The organism is Marinobacter zhanjiangensis (genome assembly GCF_014651935.1).
GTDB lineage: Bacteria > Pseudomonadota > Gammaproteobacteria > Pseudomonadales > Oleiphilaceae > Marinobacter > Marinobacter zhanjiangensis.
In genome coordinates this window covers 395135-407472 of sequence record NZ_BMXV01000004.1, presented here as the reverse complement: position 1 = coordinate 407472, position 12338 = coordinate 395135, and the positions used below count along the sequence as shown (strand labels likewise).

Annotated in this window: 13 protein-coding genes and 1 pseudogene; 9 read left to right on the top strand and 5 right to left on the bottom strand. The window is 62.9% G+C overall.

Features of this window, described 5'->3' with window-relative positions:
* Positions 1–91: 91 nt before the first annotated feature.
* Positions 92–1255, bottom strand: a complete 1164-nt coding sequence (gene chrA, locus IE079_RS10895) for a chromate efflux transporter (protein WP_189576279.1) — start codon at positions 1253–1255, stop codon at positions 92–94.
* A gap of 114 nt (positions 1256–1369) precedes the next feature.
* On the opposite strand from chrA, the gene IE079_RS10890 reads away from it, so the two are divergent.
* Positions 1370–2341 carry a metallophosphoesterase gene (locus IE079_RS10890; RefSeq protein WP_189576277.1) on the top strand — a complete coding sequence of 324 codons (972 nt, stop codon included), beginning with the start codon at positions 1370–1372 and terminating at the stop codon, positions 2339–2341.
* Positions 2342–2355: 14 nt separating this feature from the next.
* Here the strand turns inward: IE079_RS10890 and IE079_RS10885 are convergent, their stop codons facing one another.
* The 3 genes from IE079_RS10885 to IE079_RS10875 all read right to left on the bottom strand — a co-directional run bounded on the left by IE079_RS10885 (position 2356) and on the right by IE079_RS10875 (position 5854).
* Entirely contained in the window at positions 2356–2835 is a 480-nt protein-coding gene (locus tag IE079_RS10885) for a CDP-archaeol synthase (protein ID WP_189576275.1), read from the bottom strand.
* A 30-nt stretch (positions 2836–2865) separates the two neighbouring features.
* Complete coding sequence (locus IE079_RS10880; protein WP_189576273.1) at positions 2866–4245, bottom strand: class II fumarate hydratase; 1380 nt, start codon at positions 4243–4245, stop codon at positions 2866–2868.
* A 169-nt stretch (positions 4246–4414) separates the two neighbouring features.
* On the bottom strand, positions 4415–5854 hold the full coding sequence (locus tag IE079_RS10875; protein WP_227712445.1) for a WSD1 family O-acyltransferase: 1440 nt from the start codon (positions 5852–5854) through the stop codon (positions 4415–4417).
* A 494-nt stretch (positions 5855–6348) separates the two neighbouring features.
* Between IE079_RS10875 and IE079_RS10870 the strand changes: the two genes are divergently transcribed.
* Positions 6349–7290 (top strand): alpha/beta fold hydrolase, encoded by a 942-nt coding sequence (locus IE079_RS10870; RefSeq protein WP_189576271.1) that lies wholly within the window; start codon positions 6349–6351, stop codon positions 7288–7290.
* Positions 7291–7292: 2 nt separating this feature from the next.
* Here the strand turns inward: IE079_RS10870 and IE079_RS10865 are convergent, their stop codons facing one another.
* On the bottom strand, positions 7293–7568 hold the full coding sequence (locus tag IE079_RS10865; protein WP_189576269.1) for a polyhydroxyalkanoic acid system family protein: 276 nt from the start codon (positions 7566–7568) through the stop codon (positions 7293–7295).
* A 211-nt stretch (positions 7569–7779) separates the two neighbouring features.
* Between IE079_RS10865 and ubiE the strand changes: the two genes are divergently transcribed.
* The 7 genes and pseudogenes from ubiE to tatB all read left to right on the top strand — a co-directional run.
* Entirely contained in the window at positions 7780–8571 is a 792-nt protein-coding gene (gene ubiE / locus IE079_RS10860; RefSeq protein ID WP_189576267.1) for a bifunctional demethylmenaquinone methyltransferase/2-methoxy-6-polyprenyl-1,4-benzoquinol methylase UbiE, read from the top strand.
* Entirely contained in the window at positions 8571–9224 is a 654-nt protein-coding gene (locus tag IE079_RS10855; protein ID WP_189576265.1) for a ubiquinone biosynthesis accessory factor UbiJ, read from the top strand. Before ubiE ends, IE079_RS10855 begins: the two co-directional genes overlap by 1 nt.
* Complete coding sequence (gene ubiB, locus IE079_RS10850) at positions 9221–10867, top strand: ubiquinone biosynthesis regulatory protein kinase UbiB (protein WP_189576263.1); 1647 nt, start codon at positions 9221–9223, stop codon at positions 10865–10867. Before IE079_RS10855 ends, ubiB begins: the two co-directional genes overlap by 4 nt.
* Before the next feature lie 27 nt (positions 10868–10894).
* Positions 10895–11326, top strand: a complete 432-nt coding sequence (gene hisI / locus IE079_RS10845) for a phosphoribosyl-AMP cyclohydrolase (RefSeq protein WP_189576261.1) — start codon at positions 10895–10897, stop codon at positions 11324–11326.
* Positions 11319–11642: a phosphoribosyl-ATP diphosphatase gene (locus tag IE079_RS10840; protein WP_189576259.1), complete on the top strand. Its 324-nt coding sequence runs from the start codon at positions 11319–11321 to the stop codon at positions 11640–11642. The genes hisI and IE079_RS10840 overlap by 8 nt, the downstream gene beginning before the upstream one ends.
* A 123-nt stretch (positions 11643–11765) precedes the next feature.
* Complete coding sequence (gene tatA, locus IE079_RS10835; protein ID WP_189576257.1) at positions 11766–12005, top strand: twin-arginine translocase TatA/TatE family subunit; 240 nt, start codon at positions 11766–11768, stop codon at positions 12003–12005.
* A gap of 11 nt (positions 12006–12016) precedes the next feature.
* A pseudogene (gene tatB / locus IE079_RS19015) lies at positions 12017–12292 on the top strand (Sec-independent protein translocase protein TatB); the annotation flags it as partial.
* Between the last annotated feature and the right edge of the window lie 46 nt (positions 12293–12338).

Below are 12338 nucleotides of genomic sequence, written 5' to 3'. Positions count from 1 at the left end.
TCCCATGGCCATTCTGTACTCTTTAAAGACACACGGCCAACCCTGTTGCTCGCCCTGTGAACCGATCGCCCCGGAGACTGAAACCTGCCCCTCAGAACAGCAAGGCGCCCACTACCGCACTGACCGGCGCCAGCACCCAGACGGGAACCCTGATAACCGCCAATGCCCACCAGGCCGCCAGCACAAAAGCCACGCCAGAGGCAGAGTGTACGGCGGAGGTCCAGACCGGATCATAGAGCGCTGCCAGCAGCAGCCCGACAACCCCCGCGTTCACCCCGGCCAATGCCGAGCGGGCCCGGTCGTGGTGACGCAGCCACTGCCACAGGGGAAGGCCCGTGAACACCAGCAGCACCCCGGGCAGAAAAACCGAAACCAGGGCCACAATGCTGCCCTGCACGCCTCCGACCGTGCCCCCCAGGAACGCCGAGAAGGTGAACAGCGGGCCCGGCACGGCCTGGGCTGCACCATAGCCGGCCAGAAAAGTGTCGGCCGGGACCTGGCCCGAGGCCACAAAACCCTCCTCCAGCCACGGCAGGACCACATGCCCGCCGCCAAATACCAGCGCCCCCGACCGGTACATCTCGGCCGCCAGCCAGCTCTGCGATCCTGCCTGGGTCGGCAGCAACGAGACCAGCAGAAGCAGCGCGAACAGCACCAGGAACACCACCGGTCGGCGCCCCTGAACCGGCAGCGACAGTGCCTCCCGCCGGTCGCCGGGGGGCACCCGCAGCATCATCCCGGCCAACCCGGCCACCACCAGTGCCACCAGCTGCATCGCCGCGGAGCCCGCCACCAGCAGGATGGCAGCCACCATTACCGCCAGCCCCTTACGCACCCGGTCCGGACACAGGGTACGGCCCATCTGCCACACGGCCTGAGCGACCACGGCGACCACGAACAATTTCAGACCGGCCACCCAGCCACCCTCCGCAGCGTCGGGCCACAGACCCAGCCCCAGCGCGAATAACGCCATCAGAATGGCAGACGGCAGGGTAAAGGCCAGCCAGGCTGCCAGTGCGCCACGGTACTGGCCTCTCAAAAAGCCGATAGCCAGCCCGACCTGACTCGATGCCGGCCCCGGCAACAACTGGCACAGGGCCACCACCTCACCATAGGCACTCTCACTCAGCCACTGCCGCCGGCGTACAAATTCATCATGGAAGTAACCCAGATGGGCGGCGGGCCCGCCGAACGAGGTCAGGCCCAGGCGCAGGAATACCCTGAACACTTCGCGGAATGTGTTGTTTTCGCTCACGACGTCCTCATGATTGCTGTCCTGGTATTGCCAGGCATCATTGTCGGTTCACGTTTCAGCGACCATACTGTTTTTGTGACAACACGGAAACCGATACGGACCGGCACTGATTTCATGACCGCACAGGCGCCCGCACCCAACGATGATGATCTTCTACGATACCGCCTCAGCCTTCGAATGGGACCGGTACACGCCCGCCAGCGGCTCAGCATTGAGCAGGAATCGGAGCAGCGGGTTACCGGCCGCGACCACCGGTCCTTCCACCTGGAGAACCTGACCTCGGCACCCGGCTTCATACGCACCTGCCTGAAGCTCTCCGGACTGTTTGGCCGTGGGCAGACCAACAGCCGTACCCTGAGGACCATTGAACACCCGTTCCGGATTGCGTCCCTGCCAAAGGCCTTCGAGGGTTTCCGGATCCTCCACCTGACCGACCTGCATGTGGATATGGACCCGGCCAACCTGGAGGCCGTCATCCGGCAGATTGAACCGCTGGAGTATGACCTGTGTGTGTTAACCGGAGATTACCGCAAACTGACCTGGGGGCCGGTGGACAACGCACTGGAGGGCATGGCGCGGCTGCGGGAGGCGATCCGGGGCGAAGCCCTGGCGGTGCTGGGCAACCATGACAGTATCCGCATGGTGCCTGGGCTGGAAGACATGGGCTTCCGCCTGCTGCTGAACGAGCACCGGGTCATCAGCCGGGATGATCAGACCCTGTACATTGCCGGTGTTGACGACCCCCATTTCTACAAGGTGCATAATCTGCAACGGGCCGGCGACGATATTCCCGAGGGGGCCGTATCACTGCTGCTCAGTCACAGCCCGGAAATCTGGCGGGAAGCGGCCCATGCCGGTTATGACCTGTACCTGTGTGGCCATACCCACGGTGGCCAGATCTGCCTGCCCGGGGGCTTCCCCCTGACCCTGGACGCCAACTGCCCGCGGGCCCTGGGCAGGGGTTACTGGCGACACAACGGCATGCAGGGCTACACCTCGCCCGGGGCCGGCACCTCTGTTGTCAATGTCCGCCTGAACTGTCCGCCGGAAGTCACCATCCACGTGCTGACACGCGGGCCAGAATAACCTGACGAGTCTTTCTAGTGCGGTCGTTTGCGAATACCGAGCCGGTAGAGTAGTGGTGACGACAGCACATTGCCGGTCACGAACAGCAGCACCACGCCGATGGCCTGCCAGGCCGGCAGATCCAGCCACAACCACGCGAAAGCCACCGGCAATGCCGATTCCGGCAGCTGGTCCAGACCGCTCGCCCGGGCGCTGGCCTCCAGGCCCAGGCGGCGCTTGATGAAACTGCTGAGCAGGTCCCCGGCCAGGGCCAGCGCCCCGTAGACAGCGCCAAAGGCCGCGCTGAGGCCCAACAGTGGCGCGCACAGGGCACACCCCAGCAGGCCGGCCAGCAGTCCACGCCAGGTCTTGCTGGCTCCGAGCAGCGGTCGCCCATCCCGCCACCGGCGACCGCCGTCGACGGGAAGGTCAAAACGATGATGCAACAGCCTGGCGGCAACCACGGGCAAGCCGTTGGCCAGGATCAGCAGGACCAGCAACCAGACCGTGATCATCCGCCGGCATTCTCCTGTTCAGTGGCGCGGTCAGCCCTTCAGGCCGCCTTTGGTCAACTCCAGCGGGTCCAGCAGCTTTTCGAGCCTGCTGCGACTCAGGCCGCTCTTCTCTTCCGCCACATCAATGATGGCACGTCCACTGGCGTAGGCTTCCTTGGCGATTTCCGCGGCTTTGGCATAGCCGATTTCCGGATTGAGCGCGGTCACCAGCACGGGATTACGGCCAACGGCCTCGTCCAGGGTAGCCTCGTTGACCGTGAAGCCCGCAATTGCCTTGTCGCCGAGCAGGTGGGCACCGCTGGTCAGCAACTGGCTCATGTCCAGCAGATTGGCCCCCACCAGGGGCAGCATGACGTTCAACTGGAAGTTGCCCGACTGGCCGGCAATAGCCACCGCGCTGTCCAGCCCCATGACCTGGGCGGAAACCATGGCCACCGACTCCGGAATCACCGGGTTGACCTTGCCAGGCATGATGGAGCTGCCTGGCTGCAGTGCCGGCAGGCTGATTTCCGCCAGACCGTGGATAGGCCCGCTGTTCATCCAGCGCAGATCGTTGGCGATCTTCATCAGTACGATCGCCATGCCGCGAAACTGCGACGACAGATTCACCGGGCCATCAATGGCGCTCTGGCCGACAAACTTGTGCTCCATTTCCCGAAAGCGGAAGCCGGTCAACTGGTACAGCTCCTTGACGAACTCGCCGGCAAAGCGGGTATCGGCATTAATGCCGGTTCCGACAGCCGTACCGCCCTGGGGAACCGCAAGCAGCTCGTCGCTGCTGTACTCCAGGCGACGGCCCACAGCCTCCAGCTGTTCACGCCACGCCCTGAGCTCCTGCCCAAGGGTCACCGGCATGGCATCCATCAGGTGGGTGCGGCCGGTTTTCACCTGGCCGTCAAGCAGGTTCTCCCGCTCATAGATGATCCCACCCAGATGCGTGAGGGCCGGCAGCACCGAGGTCTGGAGCGCCTTCACGGCACTGACGTGGATGGCGGTGGGAATAACGTCGTTGGAGCTCTGGCTCATGTTGACGTGGTCGTTGGGATTGACGGACAGCTCATCCGTGCTGGCCAGACTGGCAATCACCTCGTTGACGTTCATGTTGGTGCTGGTACCGGAACCGGTCTGGTATCGGTCCACCGGAAACTGCGCCTCAAGCCCGCCTTCGAGAAGGCGATCGCAGGCTTTGACAATAGCGGCGTGACGATCGTCATCCAGCATCTTGAGGCGGTGGTTGGCTTGCGCCGCCGCCTTCTTGACCGTCACCACGGCCTCGATAAACCCGGGGGGCATGGGCTGCCCGCTGACAGGAAAGTTGTCCACCGCTCGCTGGGTCTGTGCCCCCCAGAGCGCATTGACCGGAACCTGAACTTCCCCAAGGCTGTCTTTTTCGACCCGTGTGTCGCTCATTCCGTATCTCCTGTTGTCTGATTGACCCGTTCCCCGAGAGCACCCTGCGAGGTCAGGTACCGGTACCTGACCACCAGCGCCGGGGACATCGTCCGCCCCGGCATTTTCTCAGGGGATCCCTTACCTTGTAGTTGTGGGGTGGCAGCAGGGCAATAACAACCGTCGCGGTTCAGGGCGCCGGGCTATCGGAAAGGATGTCCAGCTCCTTCACACACCTGGCCAGGAAGGCGTCCGGGTCAGACAGCACCGCTTCATCGGCCACCACACCGAACTGTACGTTACCGGCATAGCTTACGATGCTCACACCCAGACCGATTTCGCCGGCCTGGGGCACCCAGAACATCTGCTCCAGCACCCGGCGCCCCGCCAGGTAGCGTGGCTCGCGGGTGCCGGGCACATTCGACACCACGGCACTGGCCTTGCGGTAGAACAGGTCGGCAATAGGCTTGCGCAGGGACGGCGGCAGCAATGACGCCAGGCCGCTCAACCCCCAGGAAATAACCGGCTGCCAGCTGCGCCTGAGCCGGCGGCTTTCATGCTTGATGCGCCAGAGCCGCTCCAGGGCATAGCGGCCATCCAGCGGCAGGGGCACAAAAACGGTACCAAAGTAGTTGCCGGGCATCTGCGGCGCGGGCCTCAGGCGGGCTGGCAGGCTGCGGCGGATATCCACCGGTACCGCCGCATGGACCACGGACTGGTTCAGCAATCGTTCCGGAACCGCCATGGCATCACGCATGGCGGCGGCCACGCAGGCCAGCAGTACGTCGTTGATGCTGCAACCATAACGGCGGGCGATGGACAGGAACCGGCGCACGGGCACCGGGCCGGACCACCGGCAGTGACGCCGTCCCAGCAGGGATCGTTTGAGGCTGGATGGGGTATCCTCCGGCTCGGTTATCATGCCGGTTATCTCATTGATCGCCCGCAGGCCGGTCATCGCCCCCTGCTCCAGCGCCCCCGCCTGATGGGATTCCGGTAGCTCATCGTGCTGGCTGGCAGAAGCGCTGCCGCCTGTCGAACCGGAATGCTCCCGCCAGCCACGAAACCCCGTGCTGACCGCGTCGCGACAGGCCTGCAGCACCTGGGGCCAGCGGCGGGCGGTAGGCCGCTCGCTGCTGCCGAAAACGGTGGGCTGCTCGTCGGGGGCTTTGGTACAGATGCTGTCAAACACATCCAGCAGGGACATGCCATCGCCGTAACAATGATGAATACGGAACAGCAGGGCCGCCCCGCCCTCGGCATTGGGCACCAGCCAGAAGGCCCAGTGGGGCCGGTTACGACGCAGGGGCTGATTGAGCCGTGCCGAGACCCATTGCTGCAGGCGCTGCTCATCCATGGCTTCCGGCACATGAACCAGGTGGTTGACCAGGTCAAAGTGGCGGTCCCGCTCCCAGCACCAGCCACAGGATTTTTCCACCGGAACCATGCGGAACCGTTCCCAGGTCAGCCAGTAGCGCTGCAGGAAGGCTCGCAATTCCGCAAAATTCAGCCCGTCAACGCGCATCAGCACAGTGATCGTTAACGGATTTTGCGGGCTTTCGAGATTCAGCCACGCCGCATCCATCGGCAGTAGTCGCAGCGGTTCCCTGTCGTTGACGGCGTCACTCAAAGTGTCGGATCCCGGATTTCCTGATCAATGTGATTCTGGAGTTTTTGAAGTCAGTCATGATAAGCGTCACTCAGAGGCTTATCAGGTCTCAAAATACCGATCCGGCATTGTGACAGAGGCGGGAAACCTGCTCCACTCTCATTAATAATGCCGATCGCTATTGCGCCACGACAGGCAAGTAATCGTATACTCGAATGAAGGGCTAGTGTCCCGTCTGGTTGATTCCTTGATCTACTGAGCCACTGAGAGCCTTGAGAGCAAGGCGCGGTGGCGAAGGTTTGGTGGTTCCAAATCGAGTCAGCGCAACACAGCTATCAAGGCTCTCAGTGGCTCCCGAAGGGCGCGACGCTGGGGCCTCTGGCCGGTGTTGCCAGCCCTTGATGTGGAACCACCACACCGGCGGACTGGCGCCTTGGTCAGAGGCCCCAGCGTCGCGCAGTAGGTCAACGAATCAACCAGACGGGACACTAGTCATTCAGGCTCCGGAGGTGGCCATGAAAGCAAGCCATATACGCAAACTGATCAAGCCTATCGACATCGCCTACTCGGAGATGTTCTCGGGACAGGTGTATCGCATTGGCCAGGGCGCGGTGTCAGTACGCAATCACAGTGGCGAAGCCCGTCATACCGTTATCGGTGTTCATGGCTACCTGGCAAACCACTGCTATTTCACGCAGCTGTACGACGACCCCGGCACCGAACTGATCCTGCTCACGTGCAGCAACTACCACATTCCGGTTAACGGCGTGACGCCGGAAGATGCCGAGTGGCAGTCTCCGATTGACGAGCTCGCAGGTACCATCGGCTATGATGCGGAACTGCTGATCCAGGCGCTGGAAATTCTGCCTTCATCGGAGCACGTGCGGGTTCACGGGCATTCCCGTGGCGGCGCGGTCGCCCTTGAGGCGGCACGCCGGCGCCCGGAGCTGTTCCGCGATGTGGAGCTGCTGCTGGAGGCTCCGGCCCTGCCCCAGGGGCGCACCCATGCCCTGGTAACCATCATGCTGGAACCGGTCAGCCACGGCATGTGGCCCTGGCTGATCCGCCTGATCAACAGTGCGCCGTCTTCTGTTTATGGTCAAACCTTCTTCGGGCGCATGAATGCGCGCAAGAAAACGCTGCTCAACAAGCTGTTTTCATCTACCCGGGACCAGCTCACCATCGTCCGAAACCTGGAAGACGTACTGGAATGGATGGAGAAGACGCCCACTGACATCTACGACAATGTCAGCCACGGCATCTTCCTGATTCCCGGCACCGACCACATACTCGACAAGTCCGCCATGGTGGAGAGCGCCCGGGCCTGCGCCACCATGACCATTCGGGAAACCGACTCCCCCAGTCATTTCCTGGCCCTGGACGACCCGTCACTGATCCCCCCGCTGGACGACCCGGAAGGCAGTGCCGACCCCGGGCTGGCCGGGGCGGCAAACTGACATCAGACGATGATGGTATCCAGCTGGTTGTGAATTTCTTCCTCGATGCGCCCCTTGAACGGTCTCAGCATCATGCCGAGTTCCAGATGGACGTGCAGTTCACTGGGGGAAATGTCCAGATGCCCCTTGACCCCTGAGCGGTGGAAGCGAAGCAGGTCGCCGTCCCATTCATACTGCACATCAAATTTTTCCGACAGGTCCTCTGCCAGTGTCTCGGCCGCGGCGCGGGCGTGCTCCCGGTCCAGTGAATGGCTCCGACGAACGTCGATGGATGACATGAATGGCTACCTTCTGACAGTTGATTTGTGCCCAGTTTATTGACGCCGGCGACAACAGGCCAGCATCCCGTCTGGTTAATTCCCTGGTAAAAAACTTTAGACTTGCCCGGCGGTTCCCTAGAATAGGGGCATTTACAGCACCGAGCAGACCGGTTCAAGCGTCTGCAGGTCGCCGCCCAGCACCCCGATGCCGAATGCCACAGGACACCTCATGAGCGAACAGCAGTCAGCCCCGGCCTCACATCAGAACGGCCCCGCCCAGGACGACACCACCGACTTTGGCTTTCGCAAGGTTCCGAAAAACCAGAAGGCCGGCCAGGTGGCCGAGGTCTTCCATTCCGTGGCCAGCAAGTACGACCTGATGAACGACCTGATGTCCATGGGCATTCACCGCTTGTGGAAGCGTTTCACCATCGAGCTCAGCGGCGTTCGCCCCGGCCACCAGGTGCTGGACATTGCCGGTGGCACCGGCGATCTGACCATGAAGTTCTCGGACCTGGTGGGCACCAACGGCAAGGTGGTGCTGGCGGATATCAATGCCTCCATGCTGCAGGTAGGTCGTGACCGCCTGATCGACCGGGGCTACGCCGGCAACATCGAGTACGTGCAGGCCGATGCCGAGCACCTGCCGTTCCCGGATAACTCGTTCAACGCCGTCAGCATTGCCTTCGGTCTGCGCAACGTCACCGACAAGGATCAGGCCCTGCGGGACATGACCCGGGTACTGAAGCCCGGCGGCAAGGTCATGGTGCTGGAGTTCTCAAAGCCCACCAATCCGCTGCTGAGCAAAGCCTACGACACCTATTCGTTCCGGGCCCTGCCGCTGATGGGCCAGCTGTTCGCCGGGGATGCGGAGAGCTACCGCTACCTGGCCGAATCCATTCGCATGCATCCGGACCAGGAGACGCTCCGCGGCATGATGGAAACCGCTGGCCTGGTCAACTGCCGCTACTACAACATGACCGGCGGCATCGTGGCCCTGCATGTGGGGACCAAGCCCTGATGTCACGGATTCCCACCCTGCACGCCGCCATCACCGGGACCCTGGAGCTGGCGCTGAACCGGGCTCTGGAGCTGGACCCACCGGGCCGCCGCGACCTGCTGAAGGCCCTGACCGGTCCGGTGTGCTTCGAGGTCAGCGAACCGGTCGACATGACAATTTGCCTGCAGGGCACCCGCCGCGGCGTGAGCGTTGCCGGCATTCGCCCGGACCATCCGGCGCTGGTGATCCGTGGCCGCCCCCTGGCGCTGGCGGCGCTGGCGATCGGTGACAACCAGGCCATTGCCGACGGTCGCCTGAGCGTGGAAGGTGATACCGCCCTGGCCCACCAGTTCCAGCAGGCTCTGGCGCGGCTGGATCCGGACTGGGAGGCCGCCCTGGCCCGTTACACCGGCGATATCCCGGCCCACTTTATCGGCCAGCGCATCCGTGGCGCGGTAAGCTGGAGCCGCCAGGCCGTGGCGTCGGTCACCGCCAGCCTGGAGGAGTACATCCACGAGGAAACCGGTACCCTGCCGGGCAAGCGGGAGCTGGAGCCCACGTTCGAGGAGATCGACCAGCTCAGCCTGCGCACCGAGCGCCTGGCGGCCCGGGTCGACCGCCTGGAAAGCGACGCCGCCCCGACCTCCGGCCAGTCCGGGACGGAGACGCCGTGACCCGACTGCAACGCCTGTTTCGCATTTCCTGGGTATTCTGCAAGTACCGGCTGGACCTGTTCCTGCCCATTGCCGAACTGCCCGCCCCCCTGAAGCTGTTTTTCCTGTTTGCTCCCTGGCACCTGTTCCCCAAGGGCAGTCTCGATCGCGGTAATCGTCTGCGGCTGGCCCTGGAAGAGCTGGGGCCGGTGTTCGTCAAGTTCGGCCAGATTCTTTCCACCCGGCGGGACCTGCTGCCGGACGACATGGCCGAGTCCCTGCGCCGGCTGCAGGACGATGTACCGCCCTTCTCCAGTGACCTCGCCCGGAGCATCATCGAAGAATCCCTGGGGCAACCGGTGGATGAGGTGTTCGCCGAATTCGGGCGCGACCCCATGGCCTCGGCCTCCGTGGCCCAGGTACACGCCGCCACCATGCCCGATGGCCGGCGGGTGGTGGTGAAGGTCATCCGCCCGGGTATCGAGCGGGTCATCCATCAGGATCTGACCCTGATGTATTTCATGGCCCGGTTGCTGGAAAAATACTGGTCCGAGGGTCGGCGCCTGCGGCCGGTGGAGGTGGTTGAGGATTACGACAACACCATCCACGACGAGCTGGACATGCAGCGGGAAGCCGCCAATGCCAGCCAGCTGCGCCGCAATTTCGAAGGCTCGTCACTGATCTATATTCCCACTATCGACTGGGACCACACCAGCAAGCGGGTGCTGGTGATGGAGCGGGTCAGTGGCATACCCATCGCCGATGTGGACGCCCTGCGGGCCGCCGGCGTGGACATGAAGGTACTGGCGGAGAAGGGCGTGGAAATCTTCTTCACCCAGGTGTTCCGTGACAGTTTCTTCCACGCCGACATGCATCCGGGCAACATCTTTGTGGATGCCACCAACCCCGCCGACCCCCGCTACATTGCCATTGATTTCGGCATTGTCGGCACCCTGGCACAGGACGACCTCAGCTACCTGGCCCGCAACCTGCTGGCCTTCTTCCGCCGCGACTACCGCCAGGTGGCGGAACTGCACATCCAGTCCGGCTGGGTACCCCCGGAAACCCGGGTCAACGAGTTCGAGGCGGCCATTCGTACCGTCTGCGAGCCCATTTTCGAGCGTCCGCTGAAAGAAATCTCTTTTGGCCACTTCCTGCTGCGACTGTTCCAGACCGCCCGGCGGTTCAATATGGAAGTGCAGCCCCAGCTGGTGCTGCTGCAGAAAACCCTGCTTAACGTGGAAGGCCTCGGCCGCCAGCTCTACCCGGACCTGGACCTCTGGAGCACGGCGCAGCCCTATCTGGAGAGCTGGATGAAACGGCGCATCGGCCCCAGCGGCCTGTTCCAGACCCTGCAGTCGCGGCTGCCTGCGTGGATCGAGCAGTCGCCGGAAATGCCCCAACTGGTGCACGACACTCTGGTGCGGCTGCGCAATTCCGGCAGCCAGGGCACGACAAAACAGGATACACTGGCAGCGATCAAAGCCGGGGAGCGCCGGGCCGACCGCCGCTGGCGCCGGCTGGTGCTGGCCGCCGCCCTGATTGCAGGCGCCTGGCTGGGTCTGCAGGGCGAGCTCGTTCCCATGGCCCGGGACATGCCCTGGCATGGCTGGGCCATGCTGGCCGGCGCCACCTGGCTGGTGGCCAAGCCTTTTAACCATTAAACAGCGCAACCGAACTGTGTCATGAATATGCAAGATTCAACCGATACCGTAACCGGCACCGACTGGCTCGACAGCGTTCGCTGGAACGCCGACGGCCTGGTACCCGCCATCGCCCAGGACGCCGACACCGGCGACATCCTGATGATGGCGTGGATGAACCGCGAATCACTGGCGCTGACCGCACGGGAACAGCAGGCCATCTACTGGTCCCGCTCCCGGGGCAAGCTTTGGCGCAAGGGCGAGAGCTCCGGCCACGAACAGCGAGTGAAGGAAATCCGCATCGACTGCGATGACGACGTGGTCCTGCTGAAGGTAGAGCAGCGCGGCGGCATTGCCTGTCACACGGGCCGTCGCAGCTGCTTCTACCGGGTACTGGAAGACGGCCGCTGGGTCACGAAAGACCCGGTACTGAAAGACCCGGACGCCATTTACGGAAACGGAGGCCACCGCCATGAGTGATGTACTGACGCAACTGTCGACCGTGCTGGAGGCCCGCAAGGCCGCCGACCCGGACAGCTCCTACGTGGCCAGCCTGCACGCAAAGGGTCTGAACAAGATCCTGGAAAAGGTAGGCGAGGAATGCACCGAAACACTGATTGCCGCCAAGGATGCCGAGCGTTCCGGCAAGACCGACGAGGTGATCTATGAAACCGCTGACCTCTGGTTCCACACTCTGGTCATGCTGTCACGGTTTGGTCTTGGACCGGATGATATTCTTGAGGAATTGGGTCGGCGCTTCGACCTGTCGGGGCTGGACGAAAAAGCAGCCCGCTAGAAATAACCGGGCAGCGGGGCTACCCATTCCGGGAGTCTGCAACCTCCCCTTGCGGGGTGTTCGGTTAGTGCCGGGGTTGGCGTACAATAACATCAGGCAAGTTAACCAAAGAGGTTCTGAAACATGGGCATTAGCATCTGGCAACTTCTGATCGTTCTGGGCATTGTTATCCTGCTGTTCGGAACCAAGAAGCTGCGTCATATCGGCACCGACCTCGGTGGTGCAATCCGCGGATTCAAGAAGTCCATGGGCGACGACGAAAGCCCGCAGGACAAGGCCGACGACTCCCTCGAAGAGCAGGAGAAGACCACGGCCCAGGAATCCGGCGCCGAGAAAAAAACCGAAGAAAAAACCCATAGCTGAGTCGCGCCTGCATGTTCGATATCGGCTTTATTGAGCTGGTGATCTGTGCTGTCATCGCCCTTCTGATCCTGGGTCCGGAACGCCTGCCCGCGGCGGCCCGGACCGCTGGTCGCTGGGTGGGCGGTGCCCGCCGTATGGTCACCCAGTTCACATCTGAACTGGACCGCGAGCTCAAGGCTGATGAATTGCGGAAAGAATTACGCAAGGCCGGGGATATCGGGCTGGACGACGTGGAAAAAACGGTAAAGGGCGCGCTGGATGAGGCCAAGCAGTACGAAGACATGATCCTGTCCGACAAGGACACCCGCAAACCCAGACCCGCGCCGGCCACCC

Bases quoted from the DNA above. Each gene is read 5' to 3' on its own strand.
- IE079_RS10890 (WP_189576277.1), top strand. From the start codon at position 1,370: ATGACCGCACAGGCGCCCGCACCCAACGATGATGATCTTCTACGATAC.
- IE079_RS10885 (WP_189576275.1), bottom strand. From the start codon at position 2,835: ATGATCACGGTCTGGTTGCTGGTCCTGCTGATCCTGGCCAACGGCTTG.
- IE079_RS10880 (WP_189576273.1), bottom strand. From the start codon at position 4,245: ATGAGCGACACACGGGTCGAAAAAGACAGCCTTGGGGAAGTTCAGGTT.
- IE079_RS10870 (WP_189576271.1), top strand. From the start codon at position 6,349: ATGAAAGCAAGCCATATACGCAAACTGATCAAGCCTATCGACATCGCC.
- IE079_RS10865 (WP_189576269.1), bottom strand. From the start codon at position 7,568: ATGTCATCCATCGACGTTCGTCGGAGCCATTCACTGGACCGGGAGCAC.
- ubiE (WP_189576267.1), top strand. From the start codon at position 7,780: ATGAGCGAACAGCAGTCAGCCCCGGCCTCACATCAGAACGGCCCCGCC.
- IE079_RS10855 (WP_189576265.1), top strand. From the start codon at position 8,571: ATGTCACGGATTCCCACCCTGCACGCCGCCATCACCGGGACCCTGGAG.
- hisI (WP_189576261.1), top strand. From the start codon at position 10,895: ATGCAAGATTCAACCGATACCGTAACCGGCACCGACTGGCTCGACAGC.
- IE079_RS10840 (WP_189576259.1), top strand. From the start codon at position 11,319: ATGAGTGATGTACTGACGCAACTGTCGACCGTGCTGGAGGCCCGCAAG.
- tatA (WP_189576257.1), top strand. From the start codon at position 11,766: ATGGGCATTAGCATCTGGCAACTTCTGATCGTTCTGGGCATTGTTATC.